We start from the raw sequence: 20939 nt of genomic DNA on the forward strand, positions 1-20939 counted from the left end.
ATCAGCTTACCGAGGTCACGCCTGTTCGAGCAGCGGGGAGACGCGGATCTCGCCGACGGTACGGTCGCCGCCCGCAATCGACAGCTTCAGGTCGGGCAGGACCGCGTCGACGGCCTCCCGTTCCAGGGCGCCGGCGTCGACGAGAAGCTGCAACCCGACAACGGTGGCCGCTCGCAGGCTGCCGTCGAGCATCTTGAGCGCCACCGTCGTTCCGTCGGCAGCGGCCATCACCATGACACCTTCGGCGCCGAGCTTGGCGAAGACGCCGAGCCGGTCGATGACAATGGTGTTCGCCCGGCCGGGGCCGTCGAGTGCCCAGCCGTTCTCGAGCACGGCCGCACAGAGCAGACCGGCGTTGCGGTAGATCGCGAACGGCGAGGTGGGCGACGAGGTACGGATGCGACCGATCCCGCGGGCGAGGCTGGCCAGCGAGAGAGCGTGGACGGGTGCTCCGCAGCCGTCGATTCCGGTGTGCGACGGGCGTTCGCCGGTGAATCTTTCGACGACGTCCTTCACCAGCACCTGCATCGGGTGGTCGTTCTCGAGGTAGGTCTCGATCGGCCAGCCGTTGGTCACACAGGCCAGCAGCATCGCGGCGTGCTTGCCCGAGCAGTTCATGTAGATGGGAGAGGGCGTGCCGTTGTCGCGGAGCAGTTCGTCGCGGGCGGTCTGGTCTGTCGGCCAGTCGGCAGGGCACTGCAGGGCGATCTCGGTGAGGCCGGCCTGGGCCAGGATGCTGCGCACCACTGACACGTGTCGCTGGGTTCCTGAGTGGCTGGCCGTCGCCAGCACCGCAGCGGCACCGCGGAGACCGACGCCGGCGTTCATCACGGCGATGGCCTGGAACGGTTTCAGTGTCGACCGCGGAAAGACGGGAGCGTTCGGGTCTCCGAGCGAGCGGATGATGTCGGCATGCTGGTCGAGCACGATCGCGGAACCCACGTGACGCGATTCGACGAAACCGCTTCGGGTGACGATCGCGAGTTCGACGGCGCTCGCCGCTGGAAAGGTCTCGACGAGGGCAGGTGCAGTGGTCACCGGTCAAGGGTAGCCCTGATCAGGCGATCGGGCGTGCGAGACTGGGGCCATGTTGGGCGAACACGAGTACACCGTCGGAGTGGTCTGGCACGGCAACCGCGGAACAGGCACGAGCGGCTACCGCGAGTACAGCCGCGAGCTCGTCGTGTCGGCTGAGGGCAAGCATCCGCTCGAGGGATCGGCTGACAAGCCGTTCCGCGGCGACCCGGCCAGGTGGAATCCCGAAGAGCTGCTCCTCGCCGCTCTCGCGCAGTGCCATCTGCTGTCGTACCTGCACGTGGCCGTCACCGTCGGGGTCGTCGTCACCGCATACGCGGATGACGCGCACGGGACCATGGTCGAAGACGGCGCGGGTTCCGGCGCGTTCACGGAGGTCGTCCTGCGCCCCCGGGTGACCGTCGCGGATGCCTCGATGGTGGATGCCGCCCGTTCAGCGCACGCGCGAGCGAACGAGCTCTGCTTCATCGCGAATTCGGTGAACTTCCCCGTGCGTCACGAGCCGGTGATCGTCGTCGCCTGACCCGCTCAGCCTGCGGGTCAGATGCGTTCGCGCTGGAAGACGGCCCGCCTGAGCTTCTCGATCGTGTCTGCAGGGGGAGCCTCGTTGTAGGCATCCGCTCGAACCTGCCCGGTGAGGGCGTGGATGGCGGTCATGATCTCGTCTGTCGCCGCCCGCCTGGCCCTCCCGCTCGTCGCGGGACCGTGGTGGCTGAGGTCGAGGGGGTCGCCGAAAACGACGGTCACCCGTTTGAGCCGGGGCACTGTGCTTCCAACAGGCATGAGTTCGTCTGTGCCGAGAAGTCCGACAGGAACGACGGGGGCGCCTGTGGACAGGGCGAGCCAGGCCACGCCGGTTCGCCCCTTGTACAACCGCCCGTCGAGCGAGCGGGTGCCCTCCGGGTAGATCGCGAATGCGCTCTCGGTCTCGAGGATGCGTTTGCCCGCATCGAGTGCCTCCTGCGCTGCTGCGCCGGCTCCACGTTCGACCGCGACCGCCCCGATCGAGGTGAAGAAGACTCGCGAGACCCAGCCGCGGAGCCCCTCGCCGTCGAAGTAGCTCGACTTGGCCAGAAACTGCACGCGCCGTGGTGCCACGACCGGGATGGCGATGCTGTCGATGAACGACAGATGGTTGCTGGCGAGGATGACACGCCCGTGTTTGGGCACGTTCGACCGGCCGAGGATCCGGGGTCGATAGATGAGCCGGACGATCGGCATGAGCACAGCTCGGCCGAGGTGGTAGACGAGGCCAGGTGAGGTGGCGTCGTCGCCACTGTCGGCGGAAAGTTCCGTGATTGACACGAAGGATGAGCGTAGTTGTTGTTGTATTCCTCCTTGCGCATGGGGGAGACGCGAGCCATATTCGATTCTGGAGACGGTTCGCAGGTAATTCGAGGGCCGGTGAGGCAGACTGGGCAGGTCGTTCCCACCCCCCATCTGTGAAAGCGAATCTCTGTGCGCACTCCTCTCCCTCTTCTCGTCGCGGTCGCGGCGGCATCCGCCCTCGTTCTGGCCGGATGCTCGAGCACTCCGGAGCCCGCTGCCACCGAGGAACCCGCAGCACTCAGCTGTGAAGACACCCCGGCAGGCGCAGCCGTCGGCTCGGTGACCGTCGATGGCGAGTTCGGGGCAAAGCCCACCGTCAACTTCACCGCACCGGTGAGCGTCGAGTCCTCCGAGAAGAAGGTCGTCATCAAGGGCACCGGCGACGAGACCGCACCATCAGACAGCGTCGCCGTCGAGCTGACCCTGTTCAACGCCACGAGCGGTGAGCAGCTCGCCCAGACCCGTTATGACGGTCTCGGCCCGCAGCAGATCGTCGTCGACGACAGCACAGGCATCCTGCCCGGGATCGTCCGCGCCATCGAGTGCGTGAACGTGGGATCCCGCGTCGTCACAGTCGTCGCCCCCGAGGACGGTTTCGGTGAAGCCGGTTCGACAGACGCCGGCGTCGCAGGCACCGACTCGCTCCTGCTCGTTGCCGATGTGCTGAGCATCATGCCCGAGAAGGCGACAGGCGCCGACCAGGAGCCGGTCGACGGCATGCCCACCGTCGAACTCGCCGACGACGGCACCCCGACCCTGACGATCCCGGACGCAGACGCCCCCGCCGAGCTGCAGCTGGCCACGCTCAAGCAGGGCGACGGAGAGGTCGTCGTCGAAGGGGACACCGTGTCGGTGCAGTACCAGGGAACGAACTGGCGCACCGGTGAGGTCTTCGACCAGAGCTGGGGCAAGTCGGTGGCGAGCTTCGCCACCACCGGCGTCGTTCCCGGCTTCTCGGCCGCTCTCGTCGGCCATGCCGTCGGATCGCAGATGCTCGTCGTCGTGCCGCCCGCGGAGGGCTACGGTGAAGCCGGCCAGCCAGACGCCGGCATCGAAGGCACAGACACCCTCGTCTTCGTGGTCGACATCCTCGCAACCACCCGATAATCCGGCGGCGCGGATGCCGCGGCTAAGCTGACTCCGTGCGTCGCGTTCTCATTCTCGGATCAACCGGCTCGATCGGAACCCAGGCCCTGGACGTCATCCGGGCTCATCCCACCCGATTCGAGGTGGTCGGGCTGTCGGCGAACGCCAACCGCGAACTCCTCGCCGCCCAGGCGGGCGAGTTCGACGTCGATGACACCGCCGTGGGTGCGACAGAGGCTGAACAGCTCGTCCGGTCGGTCGACGCCGATGTCGTGCTCAACGGCATCACCGGGTCCGTCGGGCTGGGGCCGACCCTGGCAGCTCTCGAGATGGGTCGCACCCTCGCGCTGGCCAACAAGGAATCCCTGATCGTCGGCGGTGACCTCGTCACCCGCATCGCTGCACCCGGCCAGATCGTGCCTGTCGATTCCGAACACTCCGCCATCGCCCAGGCGCTGCGGTCGGGAGTGAAACGGGAGGTCCGGCGGCTCGTGCTTACGGCATCCGGTGGTCCATTCCGCGGCTGGTCACGTGCCTCGCTGGCGAAGGCGACCCCCGCCCAGGCTCTCGCCCACCCGACCTGGAACATGGGCAACGTCGTCACGACCAACTCGGCGACCCTCGTCAACAAGGGCCTCGAAGTGATCGAAGCGCACCTGCTGTTCGACGTGCCGTACGAGCGGATCGACGTCGTCGTCCACCCGCAGTCGATCGTCCACTCCATGGTGGAGTACATCGACGGATCGACGCTGGCACAGGCATCCCCTCCAGACATGCGCCTGCCCATTTCGCTCGGGCTCGACTGGCCCCACCGGGTATCCGGTGTCGGCGAGCCACTCGACTGGACCGTGCCGCAGAACTGGACGTTCGAACCGCTCGATTCCGACGCGTTCCCCGCCGTCGACCTCGCCAAGACTGTCGGCCGCGCCGGGGGCACATACCCGGCCGTGTTCAACGCCGCCAACGAGCAGGCTGTAGCGGCGTTCCACGATGGCCGGATCGGATTCGTCGACATCCTCGACACCGTCAGGCGGGTCGTCGATGCGCATGAACCGCAGGGGGAACTCACCCTGGAGAGCCTCGCAGACGCGGAAACCTTCGCCCGCGCGCACGCCGACCGGGTGATCGCCGCGACCTAGCGTCTCCCTAAACGGGGATCCAGCCTGCCTCGGCCAGCGCGGCGCGCGTTTCACCGAGCACCGAGAACGGGACCTTCACACCGGCGACTTCGCGGTAGTTCTTTTCGGCGAGTCCGGCCCAGAGGATGGTGTCAGACCCGCCTGCTTCGCTCACAGCGACCCGGATGGCGTCCTCAGGAGCGGCGATCTCGCGGATGTCCCCGGCGGGTTTGGCAGCGCGTGCGCCCCCGAGCACGGCCTCGCGGATGGCAGCGGGGTCTTCCGAGCGTGGCTGGTGATCGGTGATGATGAGGATGTCGCTGCCGAGCGCAGCCTCCCGACCCATTTCGGGCCGCTTCAGCTGGTCGCGGTCGCCGTTCGCTCCGGCGATCATGATCACGCGGCCGGAGGTGAGGTGGCGGACGGCTTCGAGGGTCTTGGCGAAGGCGTCGGGGGTGTGGCCGGAGTCGACGTAGACCGCCGGGCCGTCGACGACTCTCACGTGCACGGCGCGACCGGGAAGCGACGCGGTGATGCCTCCGTCCCGCTGCAGGGCGGCGCCGATTTCGGACAGCGGGACCCCCGACTCCACCAGCATGGCGATCGCGAGGCCCCCGTTGGCGGCCATGTGCCGGCCGATCACCGGCACGCGGGTCGACAGTTCGCTGCCGTCCGCGGCGCGGCGCAGGGTGAACGCCGTGTACGACGGGGTTTCCTCGTCGACGAGAACGAGCCAGTCCGCCGCCGTCCGTGGCAGCGAGGTGATCGTCGTCACCGGGATGCTCGCCCGCTCGGCGACCGTGTGGCCGGCCGGGGTGTCAAGCGACACCACGGCGCGTCTGGCGTGTTCAGGAGTGAACAGCTCGAGCTTGGCCGCGAAGTAGTCGTCCATGGTTGCGTAATCGTCGAGGTGATCCTGGCTGAGGTTCGTGAACGCTGCAACCTCGAAGACCAGTCCATCGACGCGGTGCCGCGTGAGTGCGTGCGCACTCACCTCGATGATCGCTGCATCAACCCCGCTCTCCCGCATCCGGGCGAGGAGGGCGTGAAGTTCAGGAGACTCCGGTGTGGTCAGCGAGCTGACGACGACCTCGTCGCCGATGCGCCGTTCTGCGGTTGTGCTCAGCCCGGTCGTCCTGCCGAGCTGGCGCAGGATCGCGTCGAGGAAGTGCGCCGTCGAAGTCTTCCCGTTCGTGCCGGTCATCCCGAACACCGGCGGGGCGTCGCGATCCGTGCGGTACAGCCACGCAGCCATGCTCCCGACGGTGAGCCGCGGTGACTCGACGGTCACCAGAACAGGAACACCGGATGCGGTCGCATCGACGAGACCGGCGGCATCCGTGAGAACGGCGACGGCGCCGCGACCGACGGCATCCGCTGAGAATGACGCACCGTGGAAGCGGTCGCCTGGGACGCCGACATAGAGGTCGCCCGGCCGCACATCCCTGCTGTCCATGGTGATTCCGGTCAGCAGGGCGGTCGGATGATCCTCGTGCAACGCCAGGCGGAACCGGTCCGCGAACGCGGCGAGGGAGGTCGGCTGGGGATGGTCTGGGCGCACAACCCATCGTCTCACAGCGCTCGGGCGGCCGTCCCTCACAGCGCGCCGACAGCATCCGCCCAGCACTGGGCGCTACTCTCTGGGAGTGGAATCCGTCCTCCTGTACATTCTCGGTGTCCTGATCATCCTGATCGGCGTAGCCGTGTCGATCGGGCTGCACGAAATCGGGCACCTCGTTCCGGCCAAGCTGTTCGGCGTCAAAGTCACCCAGTACATGATCGGCTTCGGCAAGACGCTGTGGTCGCGCAAAAAGGGCGACACCGAATACGGGATCAAAGCCATCCCGCTCGGCGGCTACATCTCGATGATCGGCATGTACCCGCCGGCGAAGGACGGGACGCCACGTGAGTCCACGACCGGATTCCTGCAGACGCTCGCCGAAGAACCCCGCCCGGTTGCCGCCGAGTCACGGAAGTCCGGCTTCTTCCGGACGCTCGTCCAGGATGCCCGCGAGGCCAGTGCCGAGACCGTCGGCAGCGGTGAAGATGACCGGACCTTCTACCGCCTCGCTGTGTGGAAGCGCATCATCATCATGCTCGGTGGGCCGGCGATGAACCTGCTGCTCGCGATTCTCCTGTTCGCGATCGTGCTCATGGGGTTCGGCAGCCCGCAGCCAACAACGACCCTCGTTTCGGTGAACGAGTGCGTCGTGGCTGCGGCGAGCACTGAACGCACCTGCACAGACGACGCCCCGGTCTCTCCCGGCGCGGAAGCCGGGCTGCAGCCTGGCGACACCATCGTGTCGATCGACGGAACGGCCATCGCCTCGTGGACCGACGCGACCGCGATCATCCGCACCTCTGCGGGCGAGGACCTCGACCTCGTTGTCGATCGCGATGGCACCGAGGTGACCACCACCCTCACGCCGCTGCTCACCGAACGCTACGTCCTCGACGACAGCGGAACGATCGTGACGGATGCCGACGGCGAACCCGTCACCGAAGAGGTCGGCTTCGTCGGGATCGGGTCGCAGGAAGCGCTCGTTCCCGAGCCCGCCACCGCCGTGCTTCCCGCCGTTGGCGACAACATCGCCAACGTCGCCAACATGATCCTCAACCTGCCCGACCGCCTCGTCGGGATCGCGAACGCCGCGTTCGGTCCGGGCGAGCGCGACCCGAACGGTCCGATCAGCGTCGTCGGAGTCGGCCGGATCGCGGGCGAAGTGGTGAGCCTTGAAGAGGTTCCTGTCGCCGCGAAGGTACAGACCATGGTCGGCATCCTCGGCTCCCTCAACGTCGCCCTGTTCGTGTTCAACCTGGTTCCGCTGCTTCCGCTCGACGGCGGCCATGTCGCCGCAGCACTGTGGGAGTCGATCAGGCGCGGCTTCGCGAAGCTGTTCGGACGCCGGGACCCGGGGCCTGTCGATGCGGCGAAGCTCATGCCCCTGACCTTCGTTGTCGTGATCTTCCTCGGCGGTATGAGTGCGTTGCTCATCTTCGCCGACATCGTCAAGCCGGTGAACCTCTTCGGCTGATCGCCGGTCGCGACACCTGCCAGTCGTGCGAGTCGTACTCCGCGCGGAGTACGCGCGGAAGCCACAGGGCGGATGCCGCGGCTCCGCGTCGTCGGTACGCTGAGGGGATGCAACCCGCCGAGGTCGACCGCGACAGTGGTGATCCCTCCGCGCGGTGGGGTGGCCGGCCGCCGTTCCAAGGACTCCCGCCTGCTGTGAGGCTCTGGCTGCCGGTCGTGCTCTCGTTCCTCGTCCAGGTGCCGGCAACTCTCGTGATCCTGTGGCGGTTCGCACCGGCCGAGACCCCGGCCGTCGCGACCGCCGCTGTCGCCGCTGCTGCAGCCGGCCCCCTCGCGTTGATCGCGGCGCGCCGGTTCCCCGGCCCCGTGGCATCCGTCGTCACTGTGGCGGCCGTTGCCGATCTGCTTCTTGCGCCTCTGTTCGGGCCGCCGTATCTGGCCTTCGCCTTCGCGGTCGCGCTCGGCATCGTGCGCGGAGCCCGGGTCTGGGTCTACGCGTCCGTCGCCGTCGGCTGGGTCGCCGCCATCACCATCGGGTCGCTGCTCGACATCGACTGGCACCCGGTCAGGATTGCCCTGGCGACCGCCGGGATCGCGCTGCTCCTCGCACTGGCCGAACGCGTGAGGCAACGTCGCGAACGCTTCAGGGAGGCTCGGCGCACGGCGACCGAACGGCGCCTGACGGTCGAACAAGCGGAGAGGATGCGGATCGCCCGCGAACTCCACGACGTGCTCGCCCACTCGCTGTCACAGATCAATGTGCAGGCTGGGGTCGGGCTCCACCTGATGGATTCGCAACCCGAGCGCGCTCGCGAGTCGCTCGTCAACATCAAGTCGGCGAGCAAGACGGCTCTCGACGAGGTGCGCGGCGTCCTCGCCTTCCTGCGCGCGGATGCCGCCGACGCGGCCGCGCTCGCCCCGCAACCCGATCTCTCCCGGATTCCCGGTCTTCTCGGGTCCGTGCGCGCGCAGGGACTCGAGATCGGGTACACCTCGAGCATCCATACCCCGCCGACGGCCGGGGTACAGCTCGCGCTGTACCGCATCGTCCAGGAAAGCCTCACGAATGTGCTCAGGCACGCACATGCCCGCTCGGCCGACGTCCGTCTCGACGACGAGGCGGGAAGCATCCGCCTGACCATCAGCGATGACGGGCGGGGTCGGACCGAGCCCTCTGCGAATCCGGCCGGCAGCGGCATTCTCGGCATGGGGGAGCGCGCCGAACTGCTCGGCGGCACGCTGATCGCCGCCAACGGCAAGGACGGTGGGTTCGTTGTCACGGCGACCTTCCCGGTGACGACATGATCAGGGTCGTGGTCGCCGATGACCAGCAGCTCATCCGCGCGGGTTTTCGCGCCCTTCTCGATGCCGAGCCAGACATCGATGTGGTCGGGGAGGCATCCACCGGAGTCGACGCGGTCGCTCGCGTCCGTGACCTTCGCCCGGACGTCGTGCTCATGGACATCCGGATGCCAGACGGTGACGGGCTGTGGGCGACCGAGCAGATCACGGCGGATGCCACGCTGGTCGGCACGCGCATCGTCGTCGTCACCACCTTCGAACTCGACGAGTACGTCGGGCAGGCCATCGCCGCCGGGGCGAGCGGTTTTCTCGTGAAAGACACCGAGCCGGTCGAGCTGATCCGGTCGGTGAGAATCGCGGCGGCGGGGGACGCCCTGCTCTCACCCAGCGTGACCAGGCGCCTGCTGGAGCGCATCGCCGGACGGTTGCATGCGAGTGTGCCGTCTCGGCTGATCGAGGTGCTGACCGATCGTGAACGCGAGGTGATGGTTCTCGTCGCCGAGGGCCTGTCGAACGACGAGATCGGCGCGCGACTCTTTCTCAGCCCGCTCACCGCGAAGACGCACGTCTCGCGCATCCTCGCCAAACTCGGTGCTCGCGACCGGGTGCAGCTTGTGGTTCTGGCGTACGAGAGCGGACTCGTTTCGCCCGGCTTCACGGACTGACCGTCGTCCGTCAGGAGTAGTGCCGATTCGTCCGTCGGGCAGATTCGCTTCCGGCTGGCGACGGCGAGGCTGGGGTCGACGGCTCACCAACGTGCCGCGAACGAAAGGGACGACTCCATGCTCAGCACACTCTCCTCACCGGCCGTGGTTGCCGGCCTCACCATGCACCCGGGCCCCGGGCACGGATTCGGATGGTGGTTCTTTCTCATCCCGGTCTTCTGGATCCTGCTGATCGCCACGATCTTCGCCATCTTCGGGCGGCGGTGGCGTCGGTCTGCGCCGCCGTGGGCGATGGCGCACGCTCCTGGGCGGAGTGCCGAAGCGACGCTCGCCGAACGCTTCGCCCAGGGCGACATCGACGAGACGGAATACCGGGCGCGCCTCGGAGTGATTCGTGCGAACAACCCCGGGCCGCGTTAGCCCGCGGGTTCAGTCCGCGCGTGCTTCGTGGCAGCGACTGCGGCCGTCGGGCTAGGCGCGGGCGAACCGGGCCACGGAGCGGGCGCGGGCTTTCTCCGCCTCGAGATCTCGGTTCTTCGGTGGGGCGGTCGTCACCAGGTCCGCGAGCAGGTGTCGCGTGATGTGGGCGATCTCGGCGACCGCCTGGTCGAAGGCCTGCTCGTTGGCCTTGGACGGTTTCGTCGAGCCGCTCACTTTGCGCACGAACTGCAGGGCGGCGGCGTGAACCTCATCGTCGGTCGCGGCGGGCTCAAAATTGTGAAGGGTATGAATGTTCCGGCACATGGCCTCAGGTTAACCGCCGGGGGAGCGATTCGGAAGGGTCCCGTATCGCTCAACAGGAACTGCCCTCGTGAAACGCATGAATTCTCCTGTAGAGCGTGCGTCTGCCTCAGATTGTCCTGTTGAGTGAACGCGACCCCGCTCAACCGGCCTGATCCATCGCCCGCCGAACCGCATCGATCGACGTGGCGACGTCTGCGGCATCCGTCGACCAGTTGCTGACCGAGATCCTCAGGATGTCGCGGCCCTGCCACCGCGACCCAGACATCCACACCGTGCCGTCGGCGATGAGCGCCTGGGTGACCCGTCGTGTGCGCTCGTCGGAGCCGAAGGCCAGGCAGACCTGGGTGAACACCACGTCATTGAGCACCTCGACGCCGGGAAGCGCCGAGAGCCCATCGGCGAGATCGCGGGCGGTCGCCGCGAGACGCTCGACGAGTGCGATGGCGCCCGAGCGCCCGAGCGATCTCAACGCAGCCCACGCCGGGACGCCACGCGCCCGCCGTGACATCTCCGGCACTCGCTCGAACGGATCGCCGACGGCCTCGTCGTGGATGAGGTAGTCGGTGTGTGCGCCGAACGCCGACCGCAGCAGATGAGGCTTCGCAACAATCGCGAGGCCGCAGTCGTATGGCACGTTCAGTGTCTTGTGGGCGTCGGTCGCCCACGAATCAGCGAGTGCGAGGCCGTCGAGGTGAGCCGCGTATCGCGGGCTCACGGCTGCCCAGAGTCCGAATGCTCCGTCGACGTGCACCCACGCGCCGTGCCCGTGCGCCAGCTCGATCGACTCGCGCATCGGATCGAATGCACCCGAGTGCAGGTTGCCTGCCTGGAGACACACGATCACCGGGCCGTTCACCTGGGCGATGGCAGCTTCGAGCGCGTCGGGCCGAAGCCTGCCCTGGTCGTCCGATGCGACCGCGGTGGGGGAGCCGAGACCGAGGTAGCGCAGGGCGAGGTCGACCGATGTGTGCCGCTCCTCTCCGACCAGGACGGTGATCCGCGGAGCCCCTGCCAGTCCGTCCGCGTTGAGGTCCCAGCCGACGTCGGCGAGCACGCTCGCCCGGCCCGCGGCGAGCCCGACGAAGTTCGCTACTGTCGCTCCCGTCGTGAATCCCACACCGGAACCAGAGGGCAGACCGAGCAGGTCGAGGAGCCACCGCCCCGCAGCCTCCTCGATCGCGGCGGTCGCCGGAGTCGCGTACCTGATACCGGTGTTCTGGTCCCAGGCACTCACCATCCAGTCGGCTGCGAGCGCCGCTGGGAGGGTCCCGCCCATCACCCAGCCGTAGAACCGGCCGGAGGGTATGCCCATCAGCCCCGGTTCGGCCAGGGCGGCAAGCTCATCGATCACATCGACGGCGCTCGCCGGTCCGTCCTGCAGCGGACCGCTCGTGTGCGCTCCCACCTCGTCCGCGGTCGATCGGGGTGCGATCGGGCGCGTGGGAAGAGACGCCAGCCACTCCATCGAGTGGGCGAATGCCCGATCAAGGGCGGGGCGATAATCGCCGGATTCCGCTGCCACGAGCCACAGGCTAGACCCGCGCCGGGCAAAACGACAGCCCCCTGAGACTCATAGGCTGGGAGCATGACCGTCGATGCGCACGACCCGTACCTCTGGCTGGAAGACATCGACTCCGAGGCCGCTCTCACCTGGGTTCGGGCGAGGAACGCTGAAACACTGGGCAGTCTCGGTTCGACCGATGCCTTCGCCCGCACCGAGGAGGCAATCCTCGGGGTCCTCGACTCCGATGCGAAACTGCCTTTCGTGCAGAAGCTCGGCGAGTTCTACTACAACTTCTGGACCGATCCCGAACACGAACGGGGTGTCTGGCGTCGCACCAGTCTCAAGCAGTACCGCTCGGCGGAGCCCGAGTGGGAGACGGTGCTCGACATCGATGCTCTCAACCTCGCCGAGGGTGAGGACTGGGTCTGGCACGGGGTCAGCGTGCTCAAACCCGCCTACCGCCGCGCCCTGATCGATCTCTCGCACGGCGGTTCAGACGCGGATGTCACGCGAGAGTTCGACCTCGAAACGTTCCGGTTCGTCGCGCCGGAAGACGGCGGATTCTTCCGCCCGGAGGCCAAGGGCGGCCTCGGTTGGATCGACGACGACACCGTCTACCTGTCGTCCAAGCTTGGCGAGAACTCGCTGACGGCATCCGGGTATCCAAGGGTGGCGCGGCGCTGGCGTCGGGGGACACCGATCGAGTCGGCTGAGGTCGTGTTCGAAGGCGAGGTGTCGGATGTCTCTGTCAGTGCGTTCCGCAGTCACACGCCCGGGTTCATCCGCGATTTCTTCTGGCGGGCCACCACGTTCTACACGTCTGAGGTGTTCGTCGTGGTCGACGGCGAGCCGGCGCGCATCGAGGTCCCCGATTCTGCCGAGATCGGTTTCTCGCGGTCGTGGTTGCTCATCGAACTGCGCGACGACTGGACTCCCGCCGAAACGACGTACCGGGCAGGCACGCTTCTCGTCACCGACTTCGACGACTTCCTGTCTGGCCAGCGCGATCTCACCGTGGTCTTCGAACCGACGCCGACCACGTCGCTCGCCGGCGCGACCTGGACCCGTCATCACCTCGTGCTCACCGTTCTCGAAGACGTGAAGAGTCGCATCCGGGTACTCACCCCGACGGATGCCGGCTGGCAGTCGAGCGATTTCCCTGGCGCTCCCGAGTTCGCCACCGTGCAGGTCTCAGCGGTCGACCCTGATGAGAGCGACCTGGTCTGGGTGATCTCGACGGACTATCTCACACCGACGACGCTGTCGATCGTGACAGTCGGCGAGGTGGAGGCGGTTCCGACGGAGCTGAAGTCCCAGCCGGCCTTCTTCGACAATTCCGGTCTGAGCATCGAGCAGCAGTTCGCGCGGTCGGCAGACGGCACGCGAGTGCCGTACTTCCTTGTCCGCAAGGCCGATGGGGTCGTCGACGGCTCAACGCCGACACTGCTCTACGGGTACGGAGGATTCGAAATTTCGCTCACACCCGGCTACTCCGGAACGCTGGGTCGTGCATGGCTCGAGCAGGGCGGGGCGTATGCCGTCGCGAACATCCGCGGAGGAGGAGAGTACGGTCCGACCTGGCACCAGGCCGCGCTGAAGAAAAACAGGGGTCGTGCGTATGAGGACTTCGCCGCTGTCGCCCGCGATCTCATCGCCCGGGGCGTCACGTCGTCCAGACATTTGGGGGTGCAGGGCGGGTCGAACGGCGGTCTGCTCACCGGAAACATGCTCGTGTCGTACCCGGAGCTGTTCGGTGCCGTTGTGATCCAGGTGCCGTTGCTCGACATGCGGCGTTACTCGCAGTTGCTCGCGGGTGCGTCGTGGATGGCGGAGTACGGCGACCCCGACGACCCGGCCGAGTGGGAGTTTCTCCAGCGATTCTCGCCGTACCACCTCGTCTCCGACGGTACGACGTACCCGCCGGTCCTGCTGACGACGTCGACGAGGGATGACCGGGTGCATCCCGGGCATGCTCGCAAGATGGCAGCGAAGCTTCTCGAGATCGGTGCGGATGTGACGTATTTCGAGAACATCGAGGGTGGCCACGGGGGAGCGGCGACCAACGCGCAGGCCGCGAGGATGTCGGCCCTCGCGTACCGGTTCCTGGCCGAACGACTGGCCTGAGATAGTCGGATAGACCTACGAGGGTAGAGAGCAGCCAGGGCCTCCGACATTAGTACCAATGTCGGAGGTAGGGTGTTGACTTCACGTATGGAAAGCAACGACACCGTCGTCGGGCCGCCCGTCGACAGAAATTCTGATCCTCCTGATATCCGCGCGGATGTCACGTCCGCTGATGCCGCCTCCGCTGATGCCGCCTCCGTGGGTTCGCCCGATCCGGTGGGCGACGAATTCCTCCCTCCGTCGACGCTGTACGCGATGGTCGCTGATACCTGCAGCGCTCTCGTCGATGCCGTCGCCGAAGTCGAAAAGCTGGAGGCGCTCCAGGCAGCGTGGAAGGTCGAACTGATCGACCACGCCCGTTCCCTCGCCGTCACCAGCGGTGAGGGCGTCGTGGCGACGGAGCGGCCTCGAACGATGCAGCAGCGCAACGATCTCGCGCTCCGCTCGTTCATCGCAGAGCTGGCCTGCATGTTGCGCATTCCGGAACGTACCGCGACTGCTCTGGTCGACGACAGCTCCACCCTGATGCACCGTCTTCCGCTCACCATGGCAGCGTTGAGAGACGCGACGATCAGCTTCCGGCATGCGCAGCAGCTGGTCGATCAGGTCTCGACGTTGACCGACGAAGCGGCGGCGGAGCTCGAGGAGAAAGCCCTCCCGTTTGCCACGACGATGACGGCCGCACGGTTCAGGCAGAAGACCCGGATGCTGCGGGAACGCCTGCAACCGGAATCCGCTGTCGACCGGTGCGCCAAGTCGGTGAGCGACCGGCGGGTGGAGATGGTCCCGGCTGCCGACGGGATGGCGTGGTTGAATCTGTTCACAACGGCACCTCGCGTCGAGGCGATGTTCTCGACCATCCGGGCACAGTCGATGCGGTTGCAGTCCCCGGTCGAACCACGGACGCTGTCCCAGTTGGATGCTGACGTGGTCGTCGGGGCGATGATCGAGTCTTTCATTGGTGAGTTCTCGTCGCCCGACGTGACCGGCACCCGCATCTTCGGCACCGGGCTCGGCACCTCGCAATACGACCTCGAGGAGCCGCCGATCGATGCTTCATGTGAGTCGGCACAGGAGGTGGCGACGGCAGCAAGGCCGGCGACTGGCCAGAAAACGGGTGCAGCGTTTCGCCTTCACCGAGTTTCGGTCGTCGGCCCCGGTTACGACCCGGTCCAGGAATTCCGCAAGATCGTGCCGACGGTCATGGTCACGGTTCCCGTGCTGACCCTCCTCGGCAAGAGTGACGAACCGGGCACCTTGGACGGCTACGGTCCGATCGATCCCGAGACGGCTCGTGATCTGACGGCGCAGGCTTCGGAGTTCAGCCGGATCCTTACGCACCCCGAGACCGGGGTGGCGTTATCGCTGGGGCAGACGAAATACAAACCGTCGAACTCGATGAAACGCTTCCTTCGCTACCGGGACGGATATTGCCGATTTCCGGGCTGCCATCGTCGCGCGGTGTCGTGCGACATCGACCACACCGACCCATTCGGCTCCGGCGGCGGCACCGATGTCGACAACCTTGCCCACCTCTGCCCGAAACACCACAAGATGAAACACGAAATAGACTGGCAAGTGCACCAGCTCGGCGACGGCGTCCTGATGTGGAGATCGCCCCAGGGGCGGGAGTATGTCACCCATCCGGAGAACCCTGTCCGTGGACCGGTGCCTCCGACGAAAGCGCGGCGACCCGAGAATGCTCCACACTCCGGCGGGGATCCGATCAACCCAGCCATCCCGCCGTTCTGACGAGCTCACCCTCAGACGCTACAGCGACAGGAGCAAGGCATCGCCCTGGCCGCCACCACCGCAGAGCGCGGCCGCAGCCTTCCCCGAGCCTCGGCGAGACAATTCGAGCGCGGCGTGCAGCACGAGACGCGCACCTGACGCTCCGATCGGGTGGCCGAGGGCGATCGCGCCGCCGTGGATGTTCACCCGGTCGTTGTCGAGTCCGAGATCCCGCATCGACTGCACGCTGACCGCGGCGAACGCCTCATTGATCTCGACGAGGTCGAGATCGGATGCCGCCCAGCCCTCCTTCTCGAGGGCGGCGGCGATGGCGCGCGACGGCTGCGAGTGCAGCGAATTGTCCGGCCCGGCGACGGAGCCAGACGCTCCGACCACCGCGAGCCAGCTCAGACCGTGCTCCTCAGCCCAGGACCGCCGCGCGAGCACGACGGCACATGCTCCGTCGCTCAGGGGCGAGGAGTTGCCTGCGGTGATGGTGCCGTCGGGGTCGAAGGCCGGGCGCAGGGCACCGAGCGAATCGAGGGTGGACTCGCCTCGCACCCCTTCGTCGCTCGACACGACGGTTGGTTCTCCCCGACGCGACGGAACGGAGACCGGCGTGATCTCCTCATCGAACACCCCGGCCGACTGCGCTGCCGCCGCCCGCTGGTGCGACCCGAGCGCGACGGCATCCTGTTCGCTTCTGCTGATGTTGAGTGGCCGGTTGTGGCGTTCGGTCGAGAGCCCCATCGAATCGCCGTCGAAAGCGTCGGTCAGTCCGTCGAACGCGGCGGTGTCGAGCAGGGTGACGTCGCCATATTTGTGGCCTGCCCGTGACGACGGCAACACATGAGGGGCGTTCGTCATCGACTCCTGGCCTCCAGCGACGACGACGGATGCTTCGCCGAGCCGGATGAGGCGCGCCGCGTCGGTGACGGCCTGGATGCCTGACAGGCACACTTTGTTGACGGTGACCGCCGGAACATTCCAGCCGATCCCCGCTGCCCGGGCGGTCTGACGCGCCGGGTTCTGCCCGGCTCCGGCCTGCAGAACCTGGCCGAAGATCACGGCGTCGACGTCAGCGGCGTCGACCCCCGCGCGTTCCAGGGCGGCACGCAGGGCGACGGCTCCGAGCTCGACGGCGCTGAACCGCGCCAGCTGGCCGAGGAGGCGCCCTTGTGGGGTGCGAGCTCCGGCCAGGATGACAACATCGTGGGGATTCATTCTTTTCGACTCCTTCGTCGGGTGCGCCCGGGCGCACGGATGACCTCCTCTCAGCTTGCCACGGAATACGCCGTCCGCAGCGCGCGCGTCGCGGCATCCCGATCACCCGCTAGGTTGGAAACCGTCGCGGCACCGGTGCCGCGACGCCACTGCACTCGCGCCACAAGCGCGACAGGCACGTGGCAGCCCAGCAGCGATGGAGGTGCAACGGTGACGATGGATAAGACTGTGGCGAGTGCGGCCGAAGCGGTGGCAGACGTCACCAGTGGATCGTCGATCGCCGTCGGCGGGTTCGGCCTCTGCGGCAACCCGATGATCCTCATTCAGGCTCTGCTCGAGAAGGGCAGCGACGACCTCTCGATCGTCAGCAACAACTGCGGTGTCGACGACTGGGGTCTCGGCGTGCTGTTGGCTCACCGGCGCATCCGCAAGATGACGTCGTCATATGTGGGGGAGAACAAGGAGTTCGAACGGCAGTTCTTGTCGGGGGAGCTCGAAGTGGAACTCACCCCGCAGGGCACGCTCGCTGAGAAGCTTCGTGCAGGAGGGGCGGGGATCGCCGCGTTCTTCACGCAGACCGGCGTCGGAACCCAGGTCGCCGAGGGAGGATTGCCGCGGCGATACGACGGATCGGGCGGCGTTGCCATCGCCTCGCCTCCGAAAGACGTGCGGAATTTCTCCGTTCGCGGGAATGAGAAGGCGTTCGTGCTCGAGGAGGCCATCGCCACCGACTTCGCTCTCGTGCACGCGAAACGCGGTGACCGACACGGCAACCTCGTCTTCGACAAATCCGCGAGAAACTTCTCGCCCCTCGCGGCGATGGCCGGCCGGGTGTGCATCGCGCAGGTGGAGGAGCTCGTCGAACCGGGGGAGATCGACCCGGATGCCGTCCATCTCCCCGGAGTGTTCGTGCATCGCGTCCTTCTCGTGGGGCCCGACATCGAGAAACGCATCGAACGACGAACCGTTCGCACGACGGAAGGTGCCTGACATGGCTCTCACCCGTAACGAGATGGCGGCCCGCGCAGCCCTCGAACTGACCGACGGCGCATACGTGAACCTCGGTATCGGCCTACCGACCCTTGTGCCCAACTACGTGCCTGACGACATCACCGTCACCCTGCAGTCGGAGAACGGCATCCTCGGTGTCGGTCCGTATCCCACAGAGGATGCCGTCGATCCCGACCTCATCAACGCCGGCAAGGAGACGGTCACCACGCTTCCTGGCACAGCGTTCTTCGACTCGGCGTTGAGCTTCGCGATGATCCGCGGCGGCAAGATCGACGCGGCCATTCTTGGCGCCATGCAGGTGTCTGCGACCGGCGACCTCGCGAACTGGATGATCCCCGGCAAGGTGGTGAAGGGTCCGGGCGGTGCGATGGACCTCGTGCATGGTGCCGGTCGGGTGATCGTGCTGATGGAGCACGTCGCCAGGGACGGTTCGGCCAAGATCGTGAACGACTGTTCCCTGCCGCTCACCGGCAGGGGAGTCGTCGACCGGATCATCACCGACCTGGCGGTTATCGATGTCACACCGGATGGGTTGGTCCTGGTCGAGCTCGCACCCGGGGTCACGGTCGAGGAGGTCGTCGAGGCGACCGAGGCGCCCCTGCGGGTGGTCGTCTGAGTCCCGGGACCGCGGCGGCGGGGGAGGCCGGACACCCAGCTGGCGTGCGGCGGGCGCTCAGAAGCCCCGGCGTAGGATGGCAACGTGCCAGCAGTTAATTTGGGAATGCCCAAGGTCCCCGAAGTCCTCGCCCCCCGCCGCAAGTCCCGTCAGATCAAGGTCGGCAAGGTCCTCGTCGGCGGTGATGCGCAGGTCAGTGTGCAGTCGATGACGACGACGCCGACCCCGAACATCAACGCGACCCTGCAGCAGATCGCCGAGTTGACGGCATCCGGCTGTGACATCGTGCGGGTGGCTGTTCCCAGCCGCGACGACGCCGAGGCGCTTCCGATCATCGCGAAGAAGAGCCAGATCCCGGTGATCGCCGACATCCACTTCCAGCCGAACTACGTGTACGCGGCGATCGACGCCGGTTGCGCCGCCGTGCGGGTGAACCCGGGAAACATCCGCAAGTTCGATGACCAGATCGCGGAGATCGCGCGTCGGGCCAAGGCCGCTGATGTCTCGATCCGCATCGGCGTGAATGCCGGTTCACTCGACCCCCGTCTGCTGCAGAAATACGGCAAGGCGACGCCAGAGGCGCTCGTCGAGAGTGCGGTCTGGGAAGCGAGCCTGTTCGAGGAGCACGACTTTCACGACTTCAAGATTTCGGTGAAACACAACGATCCGATCGTCATGGTGAAGGCGTACCGGATGCTCGCAGAGCGGGGCGACTGGCCGCTGCACCTCGGTGTCACCGAGGCCGGTCCGTCGTTCCAGGGAACGATCAAGAGCGCGACGGCGTTCGGCATCCTGCTGTCTGAGGGCATCGGCGACACGATTCGCGTCTCGCTGAGCGCCCCGCCTGCCGAAGAGGTCAAGGTCGGCCTGCAGATCCTCCAGTCGCTCAACCTGCGTGAGCGCAAGCTCGAGATCGTCTCCTGCCCCAGCTGCGGTCGGGCGCAAGTCGACGTGTACAAGCTCGCCAACGATGTGACGGATGGCCTCGAGGGCATGACCGTTCCGCTTCGTGTCGCCGTCATGGGATGCGTCGTTAACGGCCCAGGGGAGGCCCGCGAGGCCGACCTCGGTGTCGCCAGCGGCAACGGCAAGGGTCAGATCTTCGTCAAGGGTGAGGTCATCAAGACGGTGCCCGAGTCGGAGATTGTCGCCACGCTGATCGAAGAGGCCAACCGCCTGGCCGCCGAGATGCCGGCGAGTGATACCTCAGTGGGGGCCCCGGTCGTCAGCATCAGCTGATTTCGTCTTACTCTGCTTGTGGCGGCTGATCTCCGCCCCGGCGGGGTGACTCCGTTACGTGCTCGTGCCGCTGACCGTGGCGCGGTGAAGGTACCTCTGCGCGAATCTCCTGCGGACGGGTCATACGAGAAAAGGGCTGGCCAAATGCGCATTCGTGGCTGTCACTTTCAGAAGTAATCTGCACAAGTGTCAATACTCGCCTGCATGCGCCGTTGGACGTCCGGCTTGCGGTCGGCTTCGACCTCGCTTCAGGTATTGTGCTCACATGGCACAAGTCGTCGTTTACGGGCATCGAGGGGCGCTTGGTCGTCGGCGGGCGGCCCTGAGGGAGGCAATTCATGGCGCGATCATGGTCGCCCTCGAGTACCCGGCAGACAAATGCTTCCAACGCTTTATCGCGCTTGACGATGATGACTTCGTCCATCCCGAGGATCGTGGCGCGGACTATACGATTATCGAGATCTCCATATTCGAGGGTCGATCCGACGACGCCAAACGGGCGCTAATCGCAGAGTTATTCCATCGCGTCGAGGTAGAAGCCGGAATCGCTCCGCACAGTCTAGAGATCACGATCACAGAGACCCCCAAGGTGAACTGGGGCATTAGAGGAATCAATGCTACTGACCTCACCCTTGGCTACAAGGTAGAGGTCTGACGGGCACCAACGTATCCCGGAGAAGGATTCTTCGAGGAATGTTGAACCTTCGAAGGCAGCCGCCCCGTTGAGGGTTCCTCTAGTCGGTGTCCGGTAACGATCGGGATTCGGGCATCAGCGATGACATGAGCGTTGCGAAAAGGCCGCCGACTATCGCCGCGAGCACCAGATCAGAAACGATCGTTTCCGGTCGCGCTAGTCAATCAGTCCTTGGGGCGTTGGGAGTCCGGATTTCATCCGCCTTCAGAGTGAAAGCAAGGCGATGGCTTGACCAGCATGAGTCATCGCATCCTGCCGAGTTGGCGGGGGGTCCAGCCCAAGAAGCCGGCGACGGTGCGGCTCGCCGAGAGGGAGCGAGTACAGAGCCGTTGCGCGCGGGATCGCCGCATCGCCAGGTTCCAGTGAGCGCGCGAGTAGGTCGATCGAGGGTGACGTCCCGCTGAGTGGTGGAATTTCTCGACACCGTGCGGGTCAGTGCTTCTAGCTTATGCGGCGGCGAGTTCTGGGAGGATCACCGCCTCG

19 protein-coding genes are annotated in these 20939 nt (G+C 66.5%); 13 read left to right on the forward strand and 6 right to left on the reverse strand.

Features of this window, described 5'->3' with window-relative positions; all coding sequences use genetic code 11:
* Positions 1–15: 15 nt before the first annotated feature.
* On the reverse strand, positions 16–1038 hold the full coding sequence (locus IWX78_RS13260) for an asparaginase (RefSeq protein WP_196834005.1): 1023 nt from the start codon (positions 1036–1038) through the stop codon (positions 16–18).
* Between the two features lie 49 nt (positions 1039–1087).
* Here IWX78_RS13260 and IWX78_RS13265 point away from each other — a divergent pair, with 49 nt between their 5' ends.
* Positions 1088–1558 (forward strand): OsmC family protein, encoded by a 471-nt coding sequence (locus IWX78_RS13265; RefSeq protein ID WP_196834006.1) that lies wholly within the window; start codon positions 1088–1090, stop codon positions 1556–1558.
* A 17-nt stretch (positions 1559–1575) separates the two neighbouring features.
* On the opposite strand, the gene IWX78_RS13270 is transcribed toward IWX78_RS13265, so the two are convergent.
* Positions 1576–2256, reverse strand: a complete 681-nt coding sequence (locus IWX78_RS13270; RefSeq protein ID WP_334684741.1) for a lysophospholipid acyltransferase family protein — start codon at positions 2254–2256, stop codon at positions 1576–1578.
* Positions 2257–2493: 237 nt separating this feature from the next.
* On the opposite strand from IWX78_RS13270, the gene IWX78_RS13275 reads away from it, so the two are divergent.
* Together IWX78_RS13275 and dxr are read left to right on the forward strand one after the other, a co-directional pair.
* Positions 2494–3471 carry an FKBP-type peptidyl-prolyl cis-trans isomerase gene (locus IWX78_RS13275; protein WP_196834008.1) on the forward strand — a complete coding sequence of 326 codons (978 nt, stop codon included), beginning with the start codon at positions 2494–2496 and terminating at the stop codon, positions 3469–3471.
* Positions 3472–3506: 35 nt separating this feature from the next.
* The gene (gene dxr / locus IWX78_RS13280; RefSeq protein WP_196834009.1) at positions 3507–4589 is read left to right on the forward strand and encodes a 1-deoxy-D-xylulose-5-phosphate reductoisomerase; all 1083 of its coding nucleotides are present in this window, start codon (positions 3507–3509) and stop codon (positions 4587–4589) included.
* Between the two features lie 7 nt (positions 4590–4596).
* Here the strand turns inward: dxr and IWX78_RS13285 are convergent, their stop codons facing one another.
* Complete coding sequence (locus IWX78_RS13285) at positions 4597–6129, reverse strand: Mur ligase family protein (protein WP_334684739.1); 1533 nt, start codon at positions 6127–6129, stop codon at positions 4597–4599.
* An 85-nt stretch (positions 6130–6214) separates the two neighbouring features.
* Here IWX78_RS13285 and IWX78_RS13290 point away from each other — a divergent pair, with 85 nt between their 5' ends.
* The 4 genes from IWX78_RS13290 (at position 6215) to IWX78_RS13305 (ending at position 9989) form a co-directional block, all read left to right on the forward strand.
* Positions 6215–7603, forward strand: coding sequence for a M50 family metallopeptidase (locus tag IWX78_RS13290; protein WP_196834011.1), 1389 nt, complete (start codon positions 6215–6217; stop codon positions 7601–7603).
* A gap of 107 nt (positions 7604–7710) precedes the next feature.
* On the forward strand, positions 7711–8907 hold the full coding sequence (locus tag IWX78_RS13295) for a sensor histidine kinase (RefSeq protein WP_196834012.1): 1197 nt from the start codon (positions 7711–7713) through the stop codon (positions 8905–8907).
* Positions 8904–9569 carry a response regulator gene (locus tag IWX78_RS13300; protein ID WP_196834013.1) on the forward strand — a complete coding sequence of 222 codons (666 nt, stop codon included), beginning with the start codon at positions 8904–8906 and terminating at the stop codon, positions 9567–9569. The genes IWX78_RS13295 and IWX78_RS13300 overlap by 4 nt, the downstream gene beginning before the upstream one ends.
* Before the next feature lie 117 nt (positions 9570–9686).
* Positions 9687–9989: an SHOCT domain-containing protein gene (locus tag IWX78_RS13305; protein WP_196834014.1), complete on the forward strand. Its 303-nt coding sequence runs from the start codon at positions 9687–9689 to the stop codon at positions 9987–9989.
* 51 nt (positions 9990–10040) lie between these two features.
* Here IWX78_RS13305 and IWX78_RS13310 read toward each other — a convergent pair whose 3' ends face one another.
* Positions 10041–10313 carry a DUF2277 domain-containing protein gene (locus IWX78_RS13310; protein ID WP_196834015.1) on the reverse strand — a complete coding sequence of 91 codons (273 nt, stop codon included), beginning with the start codon at positions 10311–10313 and terminating at the stop codon, positions 10041–10043.
* Positions 10314–10452: 139 nt separating this feature from the next.
* Positions 10453–11835 (reverse strand): pyridoxal phosphate-dependent decarboxylase family protein, encoded by a 1383-nt coding sequence (locus tag IWX78_RS13315; protein WP_442929253.1) that lies wholly within the window; start codon positions 11833–11835, stop codon positions 10453–10455.
* 63 nt (positions 11836–11898) lie between these two features.
* On the opposite strand from IWX78_RS13315, the gene IWX78_RS13320 reads away from it, so the two are divergent.
* Together IWX78_RS13320 and IWX78_RS13325 are read left to right on the forward strand one after the other, a co-directional pair.
* Positions 11899–13941: a prolyl oligopeptidase family serine peptidase gene (locus IWX78_RS13320; RefSeq protein WP_196834016.1), complete on the forward strand. Its 2043-nt coding sequence runs from the start codon at positions 11899–11901 to the stop codon at positions 13939–13941.
* 87 nt (positions 13942–14028) lie between these two features.
* On the forward strand, positions 14029–15693 hold the full coding sequence (locus IWX78_RS13325; RefSeq protein ID WP_196834017.1) for an HNH endonuclease signature motif containing protein: 1665 nt from the start codon (positions 14029–14031) through the stop codon (positions 15691–15693).
* Between the two features lie 18 nt (positions 15694–15711).
* On the opposite strand, the gene IWX78_RS13330 is transcribed toward IWX78_RS13325, so the two are convergent.
* Entirely contained in the window at positions 15712–16896 is a 1185-nt protein-coding gene (locus tag IWX78_RS13330) for an acetyl-CoA C-acetyltransferase (RefSeq protein WP_196834018.1), read from the reverse strand.
* Between the two features lie 216 nt (positions 16897–17112).
* On the opposite strand from IWX78_RS13330, the gene IWX78_RS13335 reads away from it, so the two are divergent.
* From IWX78_RS13335 to IWX78_RS13350, 4 genes are all read left to right on the forward strand, one after another.
* Positions 17113–17886: a CoA transferase subunit A gene (locus IWX78_RS13335; protein WP_196834019.1), complete on the forward strand. Its 774-nt coding sequence runs from the start codon at positions 17113–17115 to the stop codon at positions 17884–17886.
* Position 17887: 1 nt separating this feature from the next.
* Entirely contained in the window at positions 17888–18523 is a 636-nt protein-coding gene (locus IWX78_RS13340) for a CoA transferase subunit B (protein WP_196834020.1), read from the forward strand.
* A gap of 84 nt (positions 18524–18607) precedes the next feature.
* Positions 18608–19762, forward strand: coding sequence for a flavodoxin-dependent (E)-4-hydroxy-3-methylbut-2-enyl-diphosphate synthase (gene ispG, locus IWX78_RS13345; protein ID WP_196834021.1), 1155 nt, complete (start codon positions 18608–18610; stop codon positions 19760–19762).
* A 265-nt stretch (positions 19763–20027) separates the two neighbouring features.
* Complete coding sequence (locus tag IWX78_RS13350) at positions 20028–20417, forward strand: tautomerase family protein (protein ID WP_196834022.1); 390 nt, start codon at positions 20028–20030, stop codon at positions 20415–20417.
* Positions 20418–20939: the final 522 nt, after the last annotated feature.

The organism is Mycetocola sp. CAN_C7 (assembly GCF_015752285.1).
Classification (GTDB): domain Bacteria; phylum Actinomycetota; class Actinomycetes; order Actinomycetales; family Microbacteriaceae; genus Mycetocola_A.